The sequence below is a fragment of the Roseimicrobium gellanilyticum genome, assembly GCF_003315205.1.
Taxonomy (GTDB): domain Bacteria; phylum Verrucomicrobiota; class Verrucomicrobiia; order Verrucomicrobiales; family Verrucomicrobiaceae; genus Roseimicrobium; species Roseimicrobium gellanilyticum.
On the sequence record NZ_QNRR01000007.1, the window covers coordinates 287044 to 309725 of the forward strand.

Here is a 22682-nt window from a genome sequence, read left to right on the forward strand (position 1 = left end):
GGGGATTGCATATGCGTTACGAGATCATCCATCGCACCATCTACAAGTACCAGGAGCCCATTTCCGTGGGACATCATCTCGCGCGGCTGGCTCCAAAGAACGAGGGGCGGCAGACGCTCTTGTGGCACGGATTGGATATTGATCCTGCGCCCTCGACGATGGCGGGACACACGGACTACTTTGGCAATCGCGTGTTGTTCTTTGCGCTGCATGGTTCTCACAAGGAGCTGGTGGTCACAGCGCACAGCCGTGTGATTGTGAATGATCCGGTCATTCCGGATCCCCTGACGACGCCTGCATGGGAAACACTGCGTGACGGCGTGCGTGCAGATGTTCTGACTCCGGATGCGGAGGCGGGTGAGTTCTCATTCCCTTCGCCCTTCATCAGGCCGGATGCGGTGTTCGCGAAGTACGCACTCACTTCGTTCATTCCGGGACGTGCGGTGCTGGCCGCGGCGATTGAGCTGAACTCGCGCATGTTCCGTGACTTCAAGTTTGATCCCAAGGCGACGGATGTGGCGACGCCCATCCTTGAAGCTTTCAAGCTGCGTCGCGGTGTGTGCCAGGACTTCGCGCAGATCTACATTGCCTGCCTGCGTTCGATCGGGCTTCCGGTGCGTTATGTCAGCGGCTACCTCGAAACACTTCCACCACCCGGCAAACCCAAGATGGTAGGTGCTGACGCGTCACATGCCTGGGTGAGCGTCTGGTGCGGCTCAGAACATGGATGGGTGGATCTGGATCCCACGAACAACTGCCTTCCCGCGGCACGGCATATCTCGGTGGCGATTGGCCGTGACTTTGGGGACGTATCCCCGCTGCGTGGTGTCGTGTACGGCAGCGGTGAGCAGGAGCTGAAGGTCCAGGTGGATGTGAAACCGATGCCGGAATTGAAGCTGGTAGAGGCAACACAAGAGAAGGCGGAGGACACGAAGCCATAGAAGGCCCTGTCTCCCGTTCACCTCTGCCTGCCCAGAACTTCCTTGAGTGCCTTCTCCAGCTTGGGCCAGTGCACGGGCTTGGTGAGGTGCTGGGAAAAGCCCGCCTTGCGCGAGCGTTCCACGTCCCGCTCGGTACCGTAGCCGCTCAAGGCAATCCCTTGTGTCGGGCGGATGGCTTTCAGCTTTTCGAGGAGCTCAGTGCCACTGCCATCAGGAAGGCCGATATCGCTGATGACGCAATCCATGGATTGCTTCTCATACAGACCCACTGCCTCCCGGATGCTTCCAGCGAGATGCACTTGGTACCCTTCGCGGGACATGATGCGTCCCAGTACTCGCGCGGTGTCGATGTGGTCCTCCACCAGAAGAAGGTGAATGGAGCCGTGCCCATCGATGTCCTGCGAGGGATTGCTCGTCGGCGAGGGGGACGTAACAAGGGGCGCCTGCTGCGTGCAATGCAGTGTGACGGTGAAGGCTGCTCCACCTACGGAGGGGTCACTTTCCGCCTGAATGGTCCCACCATGAGCGTCTACCAGTGCCTTGGCAATGGCGAGGCCCAACCCGAGGCCGCCGAAATGGCGGGTGATCTCCGGGCTGCCCTGCTCGAAGGCGTCGAAGATTTTGCCAATGAAGGAAGGGTCGATGCCCACACCGCTGTCGCGTATCTCGGCGGCAATTCTGTCACCGGGCAAGTTCCGGGTGGTGATTGTGATTTGTCCGCCGACTGGAGTGAACTTCACGGCATTCTTCAGCAGGTTCCAGAACACTTGCTGCAATCTTGCAGGATCGGCCTGTACGGCGCAGTGGATGGCTTCAAGCTGCCACTTCAGAGTAAGCTGTTTCTGTGAGATCTCCTCATGGCAGGTATCCGCCGTGTGGTGCAACAGGCTGTTCAGATCCGTAGGGCGCAGATCCACCTCCAGCTTCCCACGAGAAATGCGGGTGAGGTCCAGCAAGTCATCGATGAGACGCGCCTCCAGCTCCACATTCCTCCGGATGATGGCGAGCATGTTGCGGAGCTGTTCGGGATCCGAATGCTCGACATCGGTCGCGGTCACAGCGGCCAGCACCGGAGTGAGCGGGGTGCGCAGTTCGTGTGAGAGTGCCGCCAGAAACTGGTCCTTCCGTGCATTCGCTTCCTGGGTCTCCAGGAAGAGCTGCTCCATCTCCCGCCTCTGCTGCTCCAGCAGGCGCTCCGTGTGTGCCTTGTACATGGCGTTCTCCACGGCGCGATGCAGCAATTCCGGATTGAGGCGGTCCTTGACCAGATAATCCTGCGCACCCGCCTTCATCACCTGCACGGCGATGGCTTCATTGCCAGTGCCCGTGAGCATCACCACTGGGAAGCTTCGCGGTCCGCCTGCGGTGATCAGTTCTTGGAGGAACTCAACTCCGTTTCCATCGTGGAGGTGGTAGTCCAGCAGGATGCAGTCCGGACGCTCGCTCAGCACGATGTCCATGGCACCTTCCACGGAGTTGTGCTCGATGAACTCGTAGTTGTTGCCCGGGGCTTTGGTCAGATAGCGCCGGCATGTTTCCCGGTCGATGCCATTGTCGTCCAGGATGAGAAGTTTGCGGATGGGGGGAAGTCCGTCCATGAGCGAGATCCTTTAGAGAACAGTGGACTGGCGCCACAGATGGACCATGTGGTCAATCGCCGCGTCGGTGATCGTGTTGTCTGCAGCCTTCGCTCGAAACTCGCTGGCTCCAACCTTGAGGCAACGCTCCTGCACCGCAGGGTCGTTCACGGCACTCCACACCACGACGGGAATGTCCTTGAATGACTCATCCGACTTCATCCTGACCAGCAGCTCCTGGCCGTCACCGTCAGGAAGCTTCAGATCCAGCACCAGCAGGGCAGGCATGGGCATGGCAGCAATACCAGCCTTCCAGCGGCCCAGATGATCGTGGACCTCATCCACGCCGAGGCAGCGATGCACGGGGGCTTCGATGCTGAGCTTTTTCAGGCGGCGCATCACGGTTTCATAGTCGGCATCTTGATCCTCCACGACGAGGATGGGCCGCACGCTGGAGGATGACATGGATTTCATGAGGCAGTGGGCAGGGTGAAAAGGAAAGTGGTTCCACCCTCGGGCGGCGCCTCGATCCAGATGCGCCCCCCATGCTTTTCCACAATGCTCCTTACGATGGCGAGACCGGCGCCGGTTCCCTTGCCGTATCGGTTGTCCGGGTGCAGGCGGCGGAAGATCTGGAAGACGGCCTCACGGTGCTTCTCACGAATGCCGATGCCGTTGTCCTGAACGTAGAGCGTCAGCGGCTCCTCTGGTGCGATGGGGGGGCGTACACCTACCTCCACCCATTTGTGGTGGCTGGTATTGTAGCGAATCGCGTTGGTGATGAGGTTGGAGAACACTTCTCGAATCAGCACGGGATCGCATGAGACCTCTGGAAGCGGATGTGGCCTTTTTAGTTCGGCGCCACTTTCATGGAGCAGGGAGGAAAGGGCCTCGCTGCACTCACTCACCACTGCATCCAGCCGGGTGGGCTTGCGCCGGATTTCCATCCTGCCCACCTTGGAGAAGTGGTTCAATTCATCGAGCAGTTCCTCGCAATACACTGCGAGGTCCGTGATCTTGCTCAATCTCGCGAGAGCGTCGTCCTGCAATGATCCGGCGTGGTCCTCCTGGATGAACCGGGCGTAGTTGGCCATGCCCCTCAGTGGCTCGCGCAGGTCATGGGATGCGATGTAGGCGAAGGAATTGAGATCCGTGTTTTTCTTCTCAAGTTCCGCGTTGAGTTTGCTCAGTTTTTCGGTGCGACGCAGGAGAAGGGCATTCAGCGCGGTGCGCAATTCCTCTGCGCCGTGCGTTTCCGCCGAGGTCCAGGGGAGTGATCTGCCTGTGACCTTTTGCTTCCAGGTGGCGAAGGATTTGCGGGGATGCAGGGCGAGATGGTCGGTGGTCGGTTTGTGAGGATTGCCCGCCCACGTGACGGTGGTGATCACCTCGGGGCGGAACCAGAGTACGTACTGTGGTTCCACGCGGGAGAGCTTCACTGCCAGCAGGCCGCTGGCGCAATCCTGGAAGGTGGAGCCTTCAGGGTACACGCTGCTGAGTTCATCCGTGGCGATCACGGAATCGAACGGTTGCTGCTTGAGCCACTCCACCAGCCCTTTCACGGCGGCCTCATTGGGCGTATTTCCCAGCAGGGTGAGTTTTCCATTCACATGAATGGCGGCACCGCCTGCATTCATGAAGGTGAGGAGTTGCGGGGAAAACTTCACCAGCGCCTCCACGAAATTCTGCTCCTCGGCGATGATGTCAAAAAAGCGCGTCTGGATGCGTGTGGCCCGGTAGTGGAGGGTGAGTCGTTCCTTTTCCTCCTTGGCGCCGAGTTCGAGCGAGGCCACCTGTCCGTACATCTCACATGCGCTGCGAATGGCGTGGGGAAGTTGCAACGGCGTGCGATGATGACAAGCGATGAGTCCCCACAAGCGGTCGTCCACGATGAGGGAGATGGACATGGATGCTGCCACATCCATGTTTCTCAGGTACTCCAAGTGCACAGGCGAGACACTGCGCAGAACAGAGAAGCTGAGGTCCAGTGGGCGACCCGTCTGCGGGTTCAGCGGTGGCTCAAGCGGGGTCGCCTTGTAAGTGGCATCTGGAATGATGCGCAGCCAGTTCCTCCGATACAACGCACGCGCCTGTTCGGGAATGTCTGATGCGGGAAAGTGGTGGCCCATGTAGGCGTCCACGTCCGCCGTAAGACATTCACCGACGACCTCGCCATGCCAGTCGGTATCGAAGCGGTAAACCATGACGCGCTCGAATCCGCTGAGTTTCGCGATGAACTCCGCCATCGTCTGATGGAGGGTAGTGGGACTCTCGGCGTGGCGCAAATCAGCGAACGCTTGCTGCATGCGGCGGTACAGGCTGGGATTTTCCGCGGCAGCGTGTTCAACTTCGACAATGAGCACGCCGTCGTGCCGATGTATCACACAGTGGTAGTGCTGGCCCTGGAGCGTGACTGATACGGGAGACACCTGCGAGGGGTTCTCCTCGCGGCAGGCGGCGGCGACTTTCCCGGCGTCCGCACGGAAGATGTCCTGCACCTCCCTGCCGAGGAGTTGCGCAGGGCCAAGGCCGGTAACGGAGGCGCTGTTCGTGCTGGCCTGGATGCAGACGAGGTCCGGCTCACGTAGTACCATCAACACGCCGTGTGGCTGGATGGCGCCAGGGATGTGAATGGGTTCGCGACTGCAGATGGCGAGTGCCGCCTGATCGATGGTCTTGAGATCCGTCATGCGTGAAGGCCCTCCTTTGCGATCCAGCGCTGCAGGGAGCGAAAGGTGGCGTTGGCACCGTGGATGATCCTGTCGTGATCGCCGCGCTCTGCATGTCGCTCAAGGGCATTGCAGAATTGCTTCCACATGCTTCCCGTTTCTTCTCCATATCCGCGGAAGAATTTGCGCGCACCCTCACTGATCGGCCGGCCCTGGAGCATGGCAGAGATGTGCCGGCCTCCGAGCGTTGAACCCTCCAGCACGTAGAAGCTGCCGAAGGCGGGGTCGTTCTCCTGCACTACAGGCAGATCCTCGCAGGTGGGCAGGTCGTTTATTTGCTCGATTCCGAGACCAAGGGCCTGCAAGTCCTGCTTGAGCCAATCGGCCTTGCGTCGCTGGTCGAACTGGATGCCCTGCAATTCCCACCCGTGTCCGTGGGATAAAAGTTCCTCCATGGGTGCGTAGAACCCATAAAAGACCTCCAGCATTTTTCGATAGGTGGATTCGAGCTCAAGCGTTCGTGCGATTTGCACTGACTCTTCCAGTTCTCGGTGGGACAGCGCCGTTTCCTGGCGAAGGCGTGGGAGGAGGGGAGGTCGATCTGGCACGGGAAGGAATATTTATGCCATGAGAATCGGATGAACATGGCTGTCCGCAGAGAAAATCGCAATGCAATTTCCCGACGGCGATCTTTCCTTCGTTGAGCAGGCGCAAGCGATCAGCCTGCGCCGTCGCCGCCGCCCTTGCCGGCAGGGGCGATGACTGCCTCGTGCACGGTGGCGAGTGCGTAGTCCCGATTCATTTTGGCGATCCAGCGCACGCTAATGTCCTTCGGGCAGGCTCCTTCGCACTCGTAGTGATTGGAGCAATTGCCGAACCCTGCGGCATCCATGGAGCGGACCATGCCGAGCACACGGCGGTGTTTCTCCGGCTGGCCCTGGGGAAGCATGTTGAGCTGACCAGCCTTGGCGGAGGTGAAAAGCATGGCGCTGGCATTCGGGCAGGCGGCCACGCAGGCACCACAGCCGATGCACTCTGCGGCATCCATGGAGGCATCTGCGGCTTCCTTGGAGATGGGCAGCGCATTGGCATCCTGTACGGAGCCGGTGCGTACGCTGATGAAACCGCCGGCAATTTGGATCTTGTCGAACGAAGTGCGATCCACTGCGAGGTCCTTGATGACCGGGAAGGCCACGGCGCGGAAGGGCTCGATCCAGATGGTGTCCCCATCATGGAACTTCCGCATGTGAAGCTGGCAGGTGGTGGTAGACCGCTCAGGGCCGTGAGCGCGTCCGTTAATCACCATGGAGCACATGCCGCAGATGCCTTCGCGGCAGTCGTGGTCAAAGGCAATGGGGTCTCCGCCCGAGGTGATGATGCGCTGGTTCACGATGTCCATCATCTCCAGGAAGGAAGCGGACTCGGGGATGTCCCTGGCTTCGATGTCCTGGAAGTAGCCTTTGGCATTGGCGCTTGCCTGGCGCCAGACTTTCAGGTGGAGGTGCAATGAGCGGGCCATGGAAGGTGGTGGGTGCGGTTCGGAAAGATTGCGCGGAAGGGTGGGGACGTTGGCAGACTAGACGTAGCTGCGCACGGCGAGGTGGATCTCTTCGTACTTGAGCTCCTCTTTGTGCAGGGTGGGCTTGGAGACATCTCCGGTGTATTCCCAGGCGGCGACGTAGGCGAACTTCTCGTCATTGCGCAAGGCCTCACCAGCCTGGCCACGCTTCGCCTTCTCGTCCTCAGCCGTGTACTGGTACTCGCTGCGGAAGTGACCACCGCAGCTCTCTTCGCGCTGCTGGGCATCGAGGCACATGAGCTCGCCGAACTCGAGGAAGTCCGCGAGACGACCGGCCTTTTCGAGTTCCTGATTGAAGGACTCGCCTGCGCCGGGGACGTAGAGATTTTTCCAGAACTCTTCGCGAAGGCCGGGCAGCTTTTGGAGGGCTTCCTGCAGACCTTCACGGGTGCGGGCCATGCCGCACTTGTTCCACATGAGCAAGCCCAACTCGCGGTGGAAGTCATCCACTGTGCGCTTGCCTTTGATGTCGAGAAACTTCTTGGTGCGCGCGGCGACGGCAGCCTCCGCTTCCTTGAATGCAGGATGCGCCGTGGTGACGGAGCCGGGCTTCTGGCCTGCCATGTAGGCGGGGAGGGTGTAGGGGATGACGAAGTAGCCATCTGCCAGCCCCTGCATGAGGGCGCTGGCGCCAAGACGGTTCGCGCCGTGGTCGCTGAAGTTTGCCTCGCCCAGCACGTGCAGGCCGGGGAGATTGCTCATCAGATTGTAGTCCACCCAGAGACCGCCCATGGTGTAGTGCACGGCGGGGTAGATGCGCATGGGCTGCTCATAACCGCTCTCGCCGGTGATGCGCTCATACATGTCGAAGAGGTTGCCGTATTTCTCACGCACGACGGCCTTGCCGAGCTTCTCAAGCTCCTCGGTGGGCAGGTTCTTGCCACCTGCTTTGTCCTTGCCGTAACGCTTGATGGCGTCTGCGAAATCAAGGTACACGCCGAGTCCGCCGGGGCCTACACCGCGGCCTTCGTCACACACTTCTTTCGCACTGCGGCTGGAGATGTCACGAGGGGCGAGGTTGCCGTAGGTGGGGTATTTGCGCTCCAGATAGTAGTCGCGATCCTCATCCGGAATCTGGTGCGGCGGTTTCTGGCAGTCTTCCTTCTTCTTGGGCACCCAGACGCGACCGTCATTGCGCAGCGACTCGGACATGAGCGTGAGCTTGCTCTGGTAGTCGCCGCTGACCGGGATACAGGTGGGGTGAATCTGCGTGTAGCAGGGATTCGCGAAGAAAGCGCCCTTCTTGTGCGCGCGCCAGGTGGCGGTCACGTTGCAGCCCTTGGCATTGGTGGAGAGGTAGAAGACGTTTCCGTAGCCGCCCGTCGCGAGGATGACGGCATCGCCAGCGTGGCTGCTGACTTCACCGGTCACGAGGTCGCGCACCACAATGCCCTTGGCATGGCCGTCCACGACCACGAGTTCGAGCATTTCGGCGCGGTTGTACATCTGCACATTGCCACGGGCGATTTCCTTGTTCAGCGCGGAGTAGGCGCCGAGCAGGAGCTGCTGTCCGGTTTGACCACGGGCGTAGAAGGTACGGCTTACGAGGGCACCACCGAAGGAGCGGTTTGCCAGCAGGCCGCCATATTCGCGGGCCAGCGGCACGCCCTGTGCCACGCACTGGTCGATGATGTTCGCGCTGACTTCGGCGAGGCGGTAGACATTGGCTTCACGCGCGCGGAAGTCGCCACCCTTGATGGTGTCGTAGAAGAGGCGGTAAACGGAGTCGCCGTCGTTCTGGTAGTTCTTCGCGGCGTTGATGCCCCCCTGGGCGGCGATGCTATGGGCGCGGCGGGGGCTGTCCTGGAAGCAGAAGCACTTCACCTTGTACCCCAGCTCGGAGAGGGTCGCTGCGGCGGAGGCGCCGGCGAGGCCGCTGCCCACCACGAGGACGGTGAACTTGCGTTTGTTCGCAGGATTGATGAGCTTGGCTTCCTGCTTGTAGCGGGTCCACTTCTGGGCGAGCGGCCCGGCTGGAATTTTAGCGTCGAGTGCCATGGGAAGAGGTGAGGGGAAAGAGGTTCGTTATTTCACCCAGCCGAGCATGACCGAGATGGGGATGGAACAGTTTCCGATGAGAATGACGGTGGCGAAGACCAGGGCGATGGTCTTGTAGACGGGAATGGTGCGCTCATTGGAGATGCCCACCGTCTGGAACATGCTCTGCACTCCGTGGCTCAGGTGGGACCAGAGCAGGACCATGGCAATGATGTAGAAAAGGGAGGCCGGCCACCAGGAGAAGCCCGCAATCACCATGCGGTACACGTCATGCACAGTCTCGCCGTGGAGGACGGTCTTGTAGGTATCGTAGTCATTGCCCGCACGAACCGTGAAGTGCAGGAGGTGGTAGACGATGAAGGCCAGCAGCGTAAGCCCGCTCAGGATCATGATGCGCGCGGAATTCGTCGTCTTGATGGTTTTGTGAACGGCGTACCGGTCGGAGCGTGCAGCCCGGTTTTCTTTGGTCACCTGGATGGTCAGCACCACGTGCACCACCACGCAGACCAGCAGGCCGATGCGGGCAATCCAGATGCCTGCGCCATGCAGCAACGTCTGCAACGTATGCCCGTATTCATTGATGGCGTCCGGACCTGCATACACCAGCAGGTTTCCAATCATGTGTCCGAGAACGAACACCACGAGCACCATGCCCGTGAGAGCGACCAGGATTTTCTTTCCTAAGGAAGAGCCGAGAAACGAAAAAAAAGACGGGAACAGGGAGCTCATGGGTGAGGATTGCATATTGGCGAACCGTCGCGCCTTGGCAAGCCTTGTCGCAGGAGATATGCCTTCATGAGACCCAGTCTCCTTTCTTTTGTGCGAAAGGCTGACCGTGGGCCCGTCCTGAGTGAGCTTGCAGGGCGCGCATGATGGCTTCATTTTTCATACGCCCGCCGGAGGCGTCCAGAGGCAGTTTGTAGGACGAAAGTCGCATGTCGTCCCGGGGTTGTCGCACATGCCCTTGGCGTATCTGGGAGACCGGATTACACTTTTGACGTTTCACCCCATGTATTATCAGCCATCGCAGCTCGACGGATGCAGCGTCGTGGTCTTGCTCAAGCGGGGCTTGGGGTATGTCGTTGTGAAATCCGGATTCCTTGAATTTGACGGCGAAGAGCTTTTCCTGGCCTCAGACGACGGGAGAGTCCCTTTCTCTGAGAATGAGGTGGACTCTCTGAAGCTGGTGGCGGCGGACAATCGAATCCCGGAATGCCAGGGATTCAGACTTTTTCGGATTGAGTCGATCTGAACACAGAGGTCTCCGGGAGGGCTGGAGTCTAAACAAAAAGGGCTGACCCACAGGCCAGCCCTTAAAGTCAGGTTCAGTACCCGGCCCTAGTGAATTGGTGACGTGTCGTACACCACCACCCGCTCGAAGAACGGTTTGCAGATCTGAACGAAGCGCGTGTGGTGCTCGCAGTCCGTCTGGTAGTGATCGTGGTCTTCGAGGTTCTTGAAGTGCAGGAGCAGGGAGTAGTCGAAGGAGTGATCTGTGACCGGGCGCTCGGGGGTGGGGGCGGGCTTGCCCACGAAGCCATGCACCAGGTAGGGAATCTCCTTGAGCTTGATCAGCTCGTTTTCGAAGGTGGTGCGTTGTTCCGCGGTGAGGTCCTTTTTCAGCCAGAAGTAGACGTTGTGAAGCATGGCGTGTGTGTGGATAAGGGTTCAGGCCAGCAAGTGGCGCCGGGTGAGTTCAGCGAATTTGAAGCATGACACTGCCCGTGCAAAGCGTTTTGATGAACCTCTTTCCATGAAAAACACCAGTCTTCCCCTCATGTGCGCTGCTGGAGCTGCGGCGCTTGGCATGTCCCTTCTGGCCTTCGGTCAGGAGAAGCCCGCTGCAGGTACCGCCAAACCAGCCACGGCTCCTGCTCCCAAATCCAAGCCGCAGGGCCTGAAGTTCCGGGTGCAGCAACTCCACGTGGACAACAATGAGGGTTGTGCTGTGGCGGACTACAACAAGGACGGCAAGCTCGACGTGAGTGCCGGTGAGTTCTGGTATGCCGGCCCGGAGTTCAAAGAGAAGAAGCCGGTGCGCAAGCTGCGTGCCTTCGGCAAGGACTACCTCACCAACAATGCTGAGCACGCCTGGGACGTGAATGGTGACGGATGGACGGACATTATCAGCGGCTCCTTCATGGAAGGTGAAGTCTCCTGGTATGAAAACCCCAAGGCGGAAGGTCTGGCCAAAGGTGAGCCGTGGAAGCAGCACCTGCTGGCGGACACGAAGCTCGGACAGAATGAATGGACTGCCTTCCGCGACATGGATGGTGATGGTGTGCCCGAGTTCGTAGTGAATTCATGGGGCGACAACCTTCCCATGATGTGCTGGAAGCTTGCGAAGGATGATGCGGGCAATCCCATCCTGAAGCCCTGGGTCATTCACGAGGGTGGTGACCAGACGAATGGCCACGGCATTGGATTCGGCGACATCAATGGCGATGGCACGGAGGACATCATCTTCAAGAACGGCTGGTACGAGCGTCCGAAGGACGGAGCGACCACGCAGCCATGGAAGCTGCACAATGACTTCGTCTTCTACCACGCTAGCTGCCCCATGCTGGTGAAGGACCTCAACGGTGACGGACGCAACGACATCATCTGGGGCAACGGCCACAACTACGGCCTCTGGTGGGAGGAGCGCCGCGACGACAACAAGGATGGCAGCACCAACTGGCGCACCCACCTGATTGACGACAAATTCTCCCAGCCGCACGCCCTCGCGTGGGAGGATCTGGACAATGACGGCCAGCCTGAACTCATCACCGGCCGTCGTGTGCGGGCTCACAGCGGTGGTGACCCGGGGGACAATGATCCGGGGGTGATTCACTACTTCAAGTGGAACAAGGACGCGCAGAAGTTCTCCAAGTTCAACGTGGCGATCGACGGCCCAGGCATCGGACTTCAGATCAACGTGGCGGATCTCGATGGGAATGGCTGGAAAGACATCGTCTGCGCAGGGAAAAGCGGTACGCACATTCTCTGGAACGAAGGCAAGTAGAGCACGTTACGCAGGGATTCTACGAAGGGGAGGCCGCGCTGTACAGGTGCGGCTTTCTCGTGTTTTCCCAGTGAAAACCCCTGCGTGAAGGACGTTTTTGCCGCTGGAAACAGGCATGGGAAGGGGCCCTGAGGAAGGGTGGTTTGGAGTGTGAACTCCTGATATTGTATCGACTAAAAAATTCTCCAGAAGTACTGTTTTCCCTAGGGAAAACACTGATCTGACGGATGAAGAAATTTTTGGAAGTTGCTGCTTCTATCTCAAATTCCTGTTGACGAAGAGCCGTTTTTTTCAATAGCCTGTGCGGGTTAACTTCAAACCCGATCCCTATGGCAACCAAATCCACGAAGAAAACAGCCGCTAAAAAGGCTGCTCCCAAGAAAGCCGCTGCTCCAAAGAAGGCCGCTGCTCCCAAGAAGCGCAAAGTGAATCCCGCTCTGATGAAGCCTGTGCAGCCTGATGACGTGCTCGGTGCCGTCGTCGGCAGCAAGCCCGCTCCGCGCGGCCAGATCACGAAGCGTCTCTGGGACTACATCAAGAAGAACGGCCTCCAGGACGCCAAGAACAAGCGCCAGATCAATGCTGACGACGCCCTCAAGGCAGTGTTCGGCGGCAAGAAGTCCGTCACGATGTTCGAGATGACCAAGCTGGTCTCCAAGCACATCAAGTAAACTGCCTTTCTCGCATGAGCGCGGTGGAGTGATCCACCGCGCTCTTTTTTGCATCCGGGGTGGCCTATCATGTGATGATACAATGTATCATCAATGATGCGTGGTATTGACTGCGCGATCAATGAGGCCATTGGGGAGTGATCTTGAAATCACGACGCGAGGCGTCTTTGGGCTGCGCGCAGTCCAGGGACGCTCTGCGTCACGGCCACCAGATCAACAGGAGTTGTCACTTTCACCAAGACAAGACCACCGTGTGGCGATGTGCGTGAGGAGTTCTATTGCTTCAAGGAACGCAGGCCGATTGCACGAAATTTCTTTCCCGTTTTATTGACACGCTAAATCTACATTGTATTAGTGGGATATGTGAGCTGGCCAGAGTGCCTGGCTTGCTGGTGCCGATCCGGACGACGGAAGGTCTAGTCTGGAAATCACCTGCGCCGATCCCCGTGAGGAAGGTGCAGGACCAATGGCGGATGATGTGATGCCTTGTTTTCGAAGGCATGACCCAAGGCCGCTGTTCCGTGTCATGTCCCTTGTTCGCGACCTTCAGTCAGAATTCAGCTTTCAGATTCCCCTTGGATGGAGACGACGCTTTCTGCGTCGCCGTCGTCGTGCGGTAGCCAGCCATCCAGCATCACCAGCAGCATCACAGACAGGCAGGAGGACCAAGTCGTAGTCCGCCATGCTTGATCGACTCTCCTACGTTCTGCGGCTGAGAGACCCTCTTCGCCGTCATCATCCTTACCGCATTTCCTGGCGCGCAGTGATTGGCCTTGGCAAGTTGGCCTTGCTTGCCAGCATGATGTCAGCAGCGGCATCTGCTCAAACCAGCGGGGTGTGGAAAGTCACAGGCAACAACCTGAACTGGAGTGATCCTGCCAACTGGCAAAGCTCTGTGGCTTCAGGCATCGGCGTCACGGCGGACTTCAGCCAGGTGAATATTCCCGGGGCGCGCAACGTCGTGCTGGATGGGCCATTCACAGTGGGCACATTAATCTTTGGAGATTCGGATGATACGCATGCGTGGACCCTGAATGGAGCCTCGACGCTGACTTTGGAGACTGCCGCCGGGATCCCTGAGATCCGGGTGGTGAACCGCACATTGACGGTGAATGCCACGCTTGGCGGAATTCAGGGTTTCAGAAAGACGGGTGCGGGCACACTCGCGCTGGCCAATGCGGGCATCACACTTACGGGCGGCATTGCGCTGAATGAAGGGGTGCTGAGTTTCACGAATGGGGCGCTTGGCACGAACGCCGTGACGTTTGGCGGAAACGCCACCCTCACATGGGGTGCAAGTACCAATCAGGACATCTCCAGTCAGATTGTGCTTGGAGATGGTTTTACGGCCACGCTCAACACGAGCACCAACAATGTCACGCTCGCATCGGTGCTCCAGACAGGAGTCTCCGGCAATGCGGCGGTCACCAAAACCGGTGGAGGTACATTGACCCTCACTGCGGCGAATACCTGGACGGGCCTGACTCGCGTGAATGTGGGACGCCTGGTGCTCGCTGGAGGCAACAACCGCCTCGCGGCGACGTCCGGGGTTACCATTGGCCAGGCGGGCAATAGCGGTGTCCTGCAATTGGGCGATGCGAGCGGTGCGGTGAATCAAACAGTCATCTCGCTTGCTTCGGCCGGCACTGGGACAGCAAATGCAGTGGTGGGGGGCAATGCTGCAGTCTCTACCCTGACCGTGAACGTCGCTGGCCCTGCCAGCAACTCATTCACCTTTGCAGGTCTGCTCGGAGGCGCCGGAGCGAATGAAAACAATCTGGCTCTGACCAAGGCCGGTGCTGGTACACTGGTCATCAACAATGCCGCGAACACCTTCACGGGTGGCGTGAACATTCAGGGAGGCACCCTCGAGTTTGGTCTGGGAGCTCTGGCTGCGAATACCGTGACCTTCACGGGCAATGGCACCCTGACGTGGAACGGGACCAACACACAGGACGTGTCCTCACAGATCCGTCTCAACAACGGAGTCACAGCCTCCATCAGCGCCAACGGGAATACCGTGACTCTTGCCACCGCATTTCAGGTGGGAACCAACAACAGCGTGACCAAGTCTGGTGGTGGCACCTTCATCATCACGGCGGCGAACACCTGGACCAACGGTACTCGCATCAACAACGGTCGGATGATTCTGACCGGAGGTGACAACCGCCTTTCCGACCTTGGTGGCATCTCACTGGGGAATGGTGCGAACAGCGGTGTCCTGCAACTGGGCGATGCCAGCGGTGCAAGCAATCAGACCATCACGAATCTGACCATCATCGGCAACGGCACCGCCAATGCGATTGTGGGTGGCAATTCAAACATCTCGACGCTGACTCTCAATACGGATGGCATTGTGGCCTATGCCGGACTGCTGGGGGGGATCGGGGCGAATGAAAATCAGCTGGCGCTCGTGAAGGGTGGCACTGGTATCTTTGTTCTTAACGGAGAGAATACTTTCGCAGGAGATGTCACCATCAATGGTGGTTCCCTTCTCATTTCCAAGTCGGCGGCCCTCGGTTTGGGTAACAAGACGGTGCACATCCACGCGGCTGCCAATGCTCCCAGCCTGCAACTCGACGGTACCAACGGGGACATCGTCCTGGCCTCGGGCATTCGGTACGTGACGAGCAATGATGACGCGACCAATGCGGCCATCGTGAGCAAGGCAGGCAACAATGTCATCTCCGGCAGCATCGCGCCCACGACGGGCGGAGCTGGCACCGGAGCGACGCGCATCAAGGTGGAAACGGGCACGCTTACATTGGAAGGCGACATTGCGCCTGAACTGGACGTGGCGGCAGCATCAACGGTGATCCTTGATGGCGATGGCAATGGGACGGTGAGTGGCCTGATTGCAAATCACGGGGCACACACGCTGGGAATCCGCAAAGAAGGTGCTGGTACGTGGAGCTTGCTTGCCGCGAATACCTACAGCGGCCCCACTGACGTGGCTGGCGGACGTTTGAATCTCACCACGGCTCAGAGCGGCGGGGGAGCGGTGACCGTACGAGATGGTGCGACTCTGGGATTGAAGCTGGCTGCATCCGGACAAACGCTGGCCACGTCAGAGCTGACGCTCGGGGAATTGAGTGGCAGCACGCTCTCTTTTGATCTGGGTGCTTTTGCAAATCCCTCCATAGCCCTGATCACGGCACCAACGTTCATCACGCATGGACTGAATGTTCTCCATGTCTCCGGAACAGGACTCAACGTGGGGCAGTTTGCGCTCATTGATTACACGGGCTCCATTGGCGGAGATGGATTTTCGGCACTATCCTTGGGGATTCTCCCGGCGCGTGTGACGGCGAATCTGTTGAATGACACCACCAACACACAGGTGCTGCTGAACATCACCGCGTTTGACGTTCCCAAATGGATCGGTGGTGTGAACAATCAGTGGGACATTGATGACGGCACCGGTACAGGCACGCTGAACTGGCGTGAAGTGAATAGCGGCCTGGCCACGCGCTACCTGCAGGGCAGTGGTGGCACCGACAGCGTGCTCTTTGATGACACGGTTGGTGTGCCACTGACCGTGGATCTCACAACCACACTCACGCCTGCGACGGTGACCGTGAACACCTCCATCAATGCGTTTGTATTTGAAGGCGCGGGCAAGCTGAGTGGTTCCACCCAGCTGATCAAGAATGGAAGCTCCAAGCTGATCTTCAAGGAACTCGGGCTCAATGACTATATTGGTGCTACCACCATCAACGGAGGCACCCTTCAGATTGGTGACGGCGTCACCTCCTTCGCTGGTGGCCTTGGCACTGGCGATGTGTCCATCAACAACAGCGCCACGTTGATTCTTAAACGGCCTGACGACATCACGGTGGCGAATGTGATCAGCGGCAGCGCCGCCAGTACCATCATCCAGGAGGGGCCTGGCAGTGTGACACTCTCTGGAAACAATGCGTCGTTTGAGGGAAGCATTTCGGTGGCCGGTGGGACTTTGGTCGTGGGTGGTGCCAATGCTCTGGGCTCGCTCACGGGTGGCACGAGTATCGCCACTGGTGCGACTCTGGATGTTGGTGGGTTCTCACTGGCGGAGAATATCTCGAACGCAGGTGGTACTTTGAGAAACACAGTGGGAACTACCGGGATTCTCAGTGGAAATATCTCACTGGATGGCGGTGGCACTGTCCATGTGGATGACTCCACCGTGCGCCTGACGATCACCACGGCGATCACAGGGACTGGAGGCCTGAAGAAGAGCGGTGCTGGAACACTGGTCCTGACGGGCAACAACACCTACGCGGGCGGCACCACGATCTCGGGCGGGATATTGCAGATTGGCGCTACTGGAGGAGCGGGTACGTCAGGGGCGCTTCCTGCAGGTGACATTGATTTCGCCGCGGATGAGTTTTCCTCGGCCACGCTCACCATCCTGCGTTCGGATGCGATCACGATTGCCAACAACATCACGAGCAGTGGCCTGGGCACGAATGCGATCATCATCGGGGTGAATGGAGCGGCATCTCCCAGCGGCACGGTGACGTTCTCTGGCAACAACAGCTTCACGGGTAATGTGACGATAAACGGCGGAACGCTGAAAATTACCAACAGCAATGCGCTAGGCTCGGGAACAAAGACGGTGCGTGTGGCCTCGAATGCGCTGCCCAGTCTGGTGCTGGATGGGTCAGCGGGGGACATCACCCTCGCGGCTGGCATCAACTATCAGGTCAGCAGCGATGGCTCCGGCTCCACGGCAGGTGGTATTGTAAGCATCGCGGGAAATAACACCGTCAATGGCGTGGTCTCCATGATCAATGGTGGCGGTGGCAATGCGCGGATCTCTGTGCAGGCAGGAAGTACCCTGACTCTGGCCGGGGGTGTGGATGCCAATGGCGCCACGGGCAACCGCACCCTGCTGATTGGTGGGGCGGGCACGGGCCACATCACCGGAGTGATTTCTGATACAGGTGCCAACGTCGTCACCGTGACCAAGGATGGCGACGGTACCTGGTCCTTGGAAAACCATAATACCTTCACCGGCGTGGTGAACGTGAATGCGGGCACATTGCAGTTCAACAATGCTGCTGCCACAGGCGCCGCGCAGTCCTTGGGGCAGGGGACGGGTGTGGTGAATATCGGTACGGCTACCACGACGGGTACGCTGGAATACATCGGCCTGGTGGACGCACTGTTGGGACGGGGCATCACGGTCGGCGGCGTGGCGGGTGGCGTGGTGAAGAACAGCAGCAACAGCGGTGTGCTGACCCTGGCCGGTACAGTGACGAAAAACGGACGTCCACTCACCCTGACCGGTGGCCGCATCAACGTCACGGGACTGGTCACGGGTGCCACACTTTCTGATCTGATAGTGGACGCCTCGGTGGTGACCCTGAGCAACACGGCTAACAACTACAACGGCACCACGCATGTGCGCGGCGGCGGCACCTTGAAGAACGGCGCTTCCGAAGTGCTGACGGACTCCACCGTGGTGCAACTGGGTGAAGCCACCACCAACACCTCCGGCACCTATGACTTGAATGGCTTCCATGAGACCATCTCCGGGCTTACGGGAGTGGGCACGGGAGCGAGAGTCGTTACCAACAACGGCGCCACGGACAGCACGCTCACGGTCTCAGGTGCCAGCACGTTCAATGGTGTGATACAAGATGGTGCCACGGCCAAGGTGAACCTGGCCAAATCTACCGGAGGAGTCTTCACCCTCACGGGTGACAACACCTACACAGGCACGACGACGATCTCTGGAGGCGCCCTTCAGGTAGGCGCAGGTGGCACTGGTGCTTCGCAGGTGGAGGCCATTACGCTGGGCACCACAGGGAGCGGGCAAACGACTGTAAGTGGGACTGGCATTCTCGCGGGCACAGGCTTCGTGAGAGGTGGATTGACCATTGCCGGTGGCAGTGTCCATGCAGGTGACACGATCGCCACGGCCGGTGATCAATTGGGAACGTTGTGGATTGGAGGCAACGTGACATTCGAATCGGGCAGTCTGGTCCTGCAGATCTCCTCATCCGATCTCAATGTCGCTGCGCTCGCGGACTCGAACTCCGCCGGCTACAGTACGGCCCTGCTGGGGCTCACCACGGAGTCCGCAGCGGCTCTGGCCAGTACCATTTCCATCGGCGCGCACGACCATCTGGAAATCTCGGGTACAATCGACTGGGCAGCTACGGGGACACGCACGGTCTCCATTGAATTGGCCAGCACGACCGACATTCTGGCTGGCGATGTCTTCAATCTGCTCGACTGGAGTGCAGCACTGAACGCGGGCACCTTCAACGCAGGAGGCGCCCTTCGTGCTGGTGGTGAGGTGGGAGCGGACCTGCTTCTTCCCACGCTCGCCAATGGCTTGGGGTGGGATACTTCACTCTTCGCTGAGCACGGCATTCTTGTCGTCACGCAGCTTTCCGTAGTGCCGGAGCCGTCGCGCATGATGCTCATGTTGTTCGCCTTCGGTGCTGTCATTCTACGTCGCAAGAGGGGTGGTCGCGCCACCGCATTTTGATGTCGCATTGAGCCAATCCCTTCGTTCTACAGGACAACGCCCCTTCGCCCTCCAGTCCACTTCACCCTTCCCCATGAAATCCACATTCCTCATCGCCGCCTTTGCGGCTGCTACAGCAGGCTTGCTGTTGCCTGCCACGGCTTCTGCAGAATCCAAGAAGCCCAATGTTCTCGTTATCCTCGCTGATGATCTCGGCTACGGGGAGACCAGCATCCAGGGCAATCCACAAATCCCCACACCGCACATCGATAGCATCGGCAAGAGCGGTGTCCGGTTTACGAGTGGCTATGTGAGTGGTCCGTATTGCAGCCCTACAAGGGCTGGACTTTTCACCGGTCGGTATCAGCAGCGCTTCGGCCATGAATTCAATCCCGGTCCTGCACAGACAGCAGGCCAGGCGGTGGGCCTTCCTGTGGAGGAGAAGACCATCGGTGACCGCTTCAAGGAGGCTGGCTATACCACGGGCTGGTTTGGCAAATCCCACCTTGGTTATGAGCCGCAGTTCCATCCGCTGAAGCGCGGATTCGATGAGTTCTACGGGTTCCTTGGTGGCGCGCACGACTATCTGGATGCGAAAGCTGATGGGAAGAATCCCATTCTCAAGGGCACGGAACAGGTGGATTCAGTAGAGTACACCACCGAGTCGTTCGCGAAGGAGGCAGTGTCGTTCATCGACAAGAACAAGAAGAAGCCCTGGTTCGTGTACCTTCCCTTCAACGCGGTGCATGGTCCGCTGCAAGCCACGGAGAAGTATCTGGCCCGTTTCGCGAACATCGAAGATCAGAAGCGCCGCACCTTCGCCGCGCAGCTTTCCGCGATGGATGATGCCATCGGCACTGTGCTGGAAAAGATCCGGGCCAATGGGCAGGAGGAAAACACGCTGATCTTCTTCTTCGCTGACAATGGTGGGCCCACCCGTCAGACCACCTCGCAGAATGGACCGCTGCGCGGCTTCAAGGCACAGACTTGGGAGGGAGGCATTCGCGTTGCCTGGCTGGCGCAGTGGAAGGGGCGCATTCCCGCAGGACAGGTGGACGATCGTCCGGTCATCCAGCTCGACATCCTGCCAACGGCTCTCGCGGCTGCTGGGGTCGAAGCCAAGCCCGAGTGGAAGCTCGATGGCGTGAACCTTCTTCCTTACATCACGGGTGAAAAGAAAGAAGCTCCACACGAGGCGCTCTACTGGCGCTTCGGCCCGCAGATTGCCATTCGCAAGGGGGCATGGAAGCTGGTGAAAGGAACCAATCCCGAATCCCAGCCACTGGAACGCCGTGGTGCTGCATCCGTCGAAGGGGCGGAACTTTACAACCTGGAAAAGGACATCGGCGAAACGAACAATCTCGCAGCCAGCGAACCTGAAAAACTGAAGGAGCTCGCTGCAGCTTGGGAGAGGTGGAACTCGGAACTGGTGGCACCCAAGTGGATTCCCGGGAACGCGGGCAAGAAGCAAGGTGCTGGCGGCGGCAAGAAGCGCCCGGCGGCCCAGACCCAAGCGCAGTCGAACTAGACCTTCTTCGATTCATCCGCAATCATCTCAAGCGAACCGACCGGACTACCGGAGGGCAATCAGAATCCATGGCGGGAGTACCACACACGTGGACAGGTCCGCCATCTCCCTCCGGTAGTTTTCATGATCACACTCACTCTTTCTCACTTGCGCGGGCGGCAGCACCGCACACGCCGCTGGCTGCTGGGCGCAGCGGTTTCATCCCTCCTTGTTCCACTGCCACTGCATGCGGCTGAGCAGAAGCTGCTCAACGTGTCCTATGATGTGACACGCGAGTTCTACAAGGACTACAACGACGCCTTCGCGAAGCATTGGAAGATCAAGACTGGCAACGATGTCCTCGTGGACCAATCCCATGGCGGCTCCTCGAAGCAAGCCCGTGCGGTGCTTGATGGATTGAGTGCTGATGTGGTCACCTTCAATCAAAGTACGGATATTGATATCCTTGTGCCCAGTGGGCTGGTGGCGAAAGACTGGACTGCAAAGTATCCCAACAACGCCGCGCCCTACACCTCCACGATTCTGTTCCTAGTGCGGAAAGGGAACCCCAAAGGCATCAAGGACTGGAGTGACCTGGTGAAGGATGGAGTGCAAGTCATCATCCCGAATCCGAAGACGTCCGGCAATGGACGCTACAGCTACATTGGCGCATGGGCCTATGCATTGAAGTCGGATGGTGGGAATGAAGACAAGGCCAAAGAGTTCGTTGGCAAGCTCTTCAAGAACGTGCCCGTGCTGGATACCGGTGGCCGTGGTGCTACCACCACCTTCGCACAGAATGGCATCGGCGATGTGTTGCTCACCTTCGAAAACGAGGTGCATCTCACGCTCAAGGAACTCGGGGCGGACAAGTTCGATATTGTGGTGCCCTCACTCAGCATCCTGGCGGACGCACCTGTGGCTGTGGTGGAGACAGTGGCGAAGAAGAATGGCAACGAGGATCTGGCCAAGGAGTACCTCTCCTATCTCTACAGCGATGAGGGACAGGAGCTGGCAGCGAAGCATTACTACCGCCCTCGCAATGCTGACATTCTCAAGAAACACGGAGACCGTTTCCCCGAAGTGAAACTCGTGACGATTGATGAAATCGCCGGCGGTTGGGCCAATGCCCTGAAGGTGCACTTCAAAGACGGCGGTGTCTTCGACCAGATTTACCAGCGCAAATAGCAGTAGTGTGTGAGTGAATGAGTGCGGCGTAGGGAGGTCTGTCACTGCTGGTAGTGGCAGGCCTCCCAATTTTTTCTGGTGCCACAGTTTACGCGAGGATGGATTCGATCGCGCGATTGGGATCCAGGCCATTCTCCGCCAGCCAGGCGTGATTGAAGAGTTTGGACTGGTACTTGTGTCCAGAGTCGCAGAGGATGGTGACAATCGTCTGACCGGGGCCGCGCTCTTTCGCAAGCCGCACCGCGCCACCCACATTGATGCCAGAGGAGAGACCCACGAAGATGCCTTCCTCACGCAGGAGCTGGTTCACGATGGTCAGGGCAGTCTGGTCATCGATGCGATACGCAGCATCAACTGCAGCCGCTTCCACGTTCTTGGTCACCCGGCCTTGTCCGATGCCTTCGGCGATGGAGTCACCGTCGTCGGTGTCTGTATTGCCTTGGGTGAACCAGGACCACATGGCCGCACCATAAGGGTCCGCGCATACGGAGAGCACTCCAGGTTTCTTCTCCTTCAGATATTGCGTCGTGCCCGCCAAGGTTCCGCCCGTGCCTACGGAAGCAACGAAGGCATCGACGGTGCCTTCTGTCTGCTGCCAAATCTCCGGACCTGTGGTCACGTAGTGAGCTTGGCGATTCGCCGTATTGTCGAACTGGTTGGCCCAGAACCAGTCGTTTTCTTCCGCGAGCCGGCGTGCAATGTGATTGTAATTTCCCGGGTCCTTGTAGGGCTTTGCGGGCACGGGCCGTACTTCAGCACCGAGCGTGCGCAGTAGCAGTATCTTCTCCGGTGCCTGGGTCTCGGGAATGACGATGACACTCTTGTGTCCTCGTGCCGCGCCGATGACGGTGAGGCCGATCCCGGTATTCCCCGCAGTGCCTTCCACGATGGTCTGGCCTGGCTTCAGCAGTCCCTTTTCCTCGGCATCGGTGATGATGCCCCACGCTGCGCGGTCTTTCACGGAACCACCGGGATTCATGTATTCCGCCTTGCCGAGAATCTCACAGCCCGTCAGTTCGGATAGCTTGTTCAGGCGGATGAGGGGTGTGTTTCCAATGTGGCCGTCGACTCCGCGATAGGTGGGCATG

15 protein-coding genes are annotated in these 22682 nt (G+C 59.0%); 6 read left to right on the forward strand and 9 right to left on the reverse strand.

Translation table 11 applies throughout. From position 1 onward, the window contains the following. Positions 1-11: 11 nt before the first annotated feature. A complete protein-coding gene (locus DES53_RS19805; RefSeq protein WP_113960037.1) occupies positions 12-941 on the forward strand; it encodes a transglutaminase family protein in 930 nt (309 codons plus the stop codon). 17 nt (positions 942-958) lie between these two features. Here DES53_RS19805 and DES53_RS19810 read toward each other — a convergent pair whose 3' ends face one another. The 8 genes from DES53_RS19810 to DES53_RS19850 all read right to left on the reverse strand — a co-directional run bounded on the left by DES53_RS19810 (position 959) and on the right by DES53_RS19850 (position 10411). Further along, the gene (locus tag DES53_RS19810) at positions 959-2539 is read right to left on the reverse strand and encodes a hybrid sensor histidine kinase/response regulator (protein WP_113960038.1); all 1581 of its coding nucleotides are present in this window, start codon (positions 2537-2539) and stop codon (positions 959-961) included. Between the two features lie 12 nt (positions 2540-2551). Continuing rightward, the gene (locus DES53_RS19815) at positions 2552-2983 is read right to left on the reverse strand and encodes a response regulator (RefSeq protein WP_170157240.1); all 432 of its coding nucleotides are present in this window, start codon (positions 2981-2983) and stop codon (positions 2552-2554) included. Positions 2984-2988: 5 nt separating this feature from the next. Then, positions 2989-5208, reverse strand: a complete 2220-nt coding sequence (locus DES53_RS19820; RefSeq protein WP_113960040.1) for an ATP-binding protein — start codon at positions 5206-5208, stop codon at positions 2989-2991. Next, positions 5205-5795: a biliverdin-producing heme oxygenase gene (locus tag DES53_RS19825; RefSeq protein WP_170157241.1), complete on the reverse strand. Its 591-nt coding sequence runs from the start codon at positions 5793-5795 to the stop codon at positions 5205-5207. The genes DES53_RS19820 and DES53_RS19825 overlap by 4 nt, the downstream gene beginning before the upstream one ends. Before the next feature lie 110 nt (positions 5796-5905). Then, positions 5906-6706: a succinate dehydrogenase/fumarate reductase iron-sulfur subunit gene (locus DES53_RS19830; RefSeq protein WP_113960042.1), complete on the reverse strand. Its 801-nt coding sequence runs from the start codon at positions 6704-6706 to the stop codon at positions 5906-5908. A 57-nt stretch (positions 6707-6763) separates the two neighbouring features. Further along, complete coding sequence (locus DES53_RS19835) at positions 6764-8764, reverse strand: fumarate reductase/succinate dehydrogenase flavoprotein subunit (protein WP_113960043.1); 2001 nt, start codon at positions 8762-8764, stop codon at positions 6764-6766. A 27-nt stretch (positions 8765-8791) separates the two neighbouring features. Continuing rightward, complete coding sequence (locus DES53_RS19840; protein ID WP_170157242.1) at positions 8792-9493, reverse strand: succinate dehydrogenase cytochrome b subunit; 702 nt, start codon at positions 9491-9493, stop codon at positions 8792-8794. A gap of 609 nt (positions 9494-10102) precedes the next feature. Beyond that, positions 10103-10411 (reverse strand): Dabb family protein, encoded by a 309-nt coding sequence (locus DES53_RS19850; RefSeq protein WP_113960046.1) that lies wholly within the window; start codon positions 10409-10411, stop codon positions 10103-10105. 106 nt (positions 10412-10517) lie between these two features. On the opposite strand from DES53_RS19850, the gene DES53_RS19855 reads away from it, so the two are divergent. The 5 genes from DES53_RS19855 (at position 10518) to DES53_RS19875 (ending at position 21594) form a co-directional block, all read left to right on the forward strand. Beyond that, positions 10518-11768: an FG-GAP repeat domain-containing protein gene (locus DES53_RS19855; protein ID WP_170157243.1), complete on the forward strand. Its 1251-nt coding sequence runs from the start codon at positions 10518-10520 to the stop codon at positions 11766-11768. A gap of 329 nt (positions 11769-12097) precedes the next feature. Next, a complete protein-coding gene (locus tag DES53_RS19860) occupies positions 12098-12439 on the forward strand; it encodes an SWIB/MDM2 domain-containing protein (RefSeq protein WP_113960048.1) in 342 nt (113 codons plus the stop codon). A gap of 682 nt (positions 12440-13121) precedes the next feature. Continuing rightward, positions 13122-18920, forward strand: coding sequence for a beta strand repeat-containing protein (locus DES53_RS19865; RefSeq protein ID WP_113960049.1), 5799 nt, complete (start codon positions 13122-13124; stop codon positions 18918-18920). Between the two features lie 73 nt (positions 18921-18993). Next, positions 18994-20427, forward strand: coding sequence for a sulfatase-like hydrolase/transferase (locus DES53_RS19870; protein ID WP_113960050.1), 1434 nt, complete (start codon positions 18994-18996; stop codon positions 20425-20427). 123 nt (positions 20428-20550) lie between these two features. After that, positions 20551-21594, forward strand: a complete 1044-nt coding sequence (locus DES53_RS19875; RefSeq protein WP_113960051.1) for a sulfate ABC transporter substrate-binding protein — start codon at positions 20551-20553, stop codon at positions 21592-21594. 88 nt (positions 21595-21682) lie between these two features. Here DES53_RS19875 and DES53_RS19880 read toward each other — a convergent pair whose 3' ends face one another. Beyond that, the gene (locus DES53_RS19880) at positions 21683-22681 is read right to left on the reverse strand and encodes a cysteine synthase A (RefSeq protein ID WP_113960052.1); all 999 of its coding nucleotides are present in this window, start codon (positions 22679-22681) and stop codon (positions 21683-21685) included. Between the last annotated feature and the right edge of the window lies 1 nt (position 22682).

Excerpts from the sequence above, each read along its gene's own strand:
- DES53_RS19860 (WP_113960048.1), top strand. The coding sequence starts at position 12,098 with ATGGCAACCAAATCCACGAAGAAAACAGCCGCTAAAAAGGCTGCTCCC.
- DES53_RS19850 (WP_113960046.1), bottom strand. The coding sequence starts at position 10,411 with ATGCTTCACAACGTCTACTTCTGGCTGAAAAAGGACCTCACCGCGGAA.
- DES53_RS19865 (WP_113960049.1), top strand. The coding sequence starts at position 13,122 with ATGCTTGATCGACTCTCCTACGTTCTGCGGCTGAGAGACCCTCTTCGC.
- DES53_RS19810 (WP_113960038.1), bottom strand. The coding sequence starts at position 2,539 with ATGGACGGACTTCCCCCCATCCGCAAACTTCTCATCCTGGACGACAAT.
- DES53_RS19815 (WP_170157240.1), bottom strand. The coding sequence starts at position 2,983 with ATGTCATCCTCCAGCGTGCGGCCCATCCTCGTCGTGGAGGATCAAGAT.
- DES53_RS19820 (WP_113960040.1), bottom strand. The coding sequence starts at position 5,208 with ATGACGGATCTCAAGACCATCGATCAGGCGGCACTCGCCATCTGCAGT.
- DES53_RS19830 (WP_113960042.1), bottom strand. The coding sequence starts at position 6,706 with ATGGCCCGCTCATTGCACCTCCACCTGAAAGTCTGGCGCCAGGCAAGC.
- DES53_RS19805 (WP_113960037.1), top strand. The coding sequence starts at position 12 with ATGCGTTACGAGATCATCCATCGCACCATCTACAAGTACCAGGAGCCC.
- DES53_RS19880 (WP_113960052.1), bottom strand. The coding sequence starts at position 22,681 with ATGCCCACCTATCGCGGAGTCGACGGCCACATTGGAAACACACCCCTC.
- DES53_RS19870 (WP_113960050.1), top strand. The coding sequence starts at position 18,994 with ATGAAATCCACATTCCTCATCGCCGCCTTTGCGGCTGCTACAGCAGGC.
- DES53_RS19835 (WP_113960043.1), bottom strand. The coding sequence starts at position 8,764 with ATGGCACTCGACGCTAAAATTCCAGCCGGGCCGCTCGCCCAGAAGTGG.
- DES53_RS19875 (WP_113960051.1), top strand. The coding sequence starts at position 20,551 with ATGATCACACTCACTCTTTCTCACTTGCGCGGGCGGCAGCACCGCACA.
- DES53_RS19855 (WP_170157243.1), top strand. The coding sequence starts at position 10,518 with ATGAAAAACACCAGTCTTCCCCTCATGTGCGCTGCTGGAGCTGCGGCG.
- DES53_RS19840 (WP_170157242.1), bottom strand. The coding sequence starts at position 9,493 with ATGAGCTCCCTGTTCCCGTCTTTTTTTTCGTTTCTCGGCTCTTCCTTA.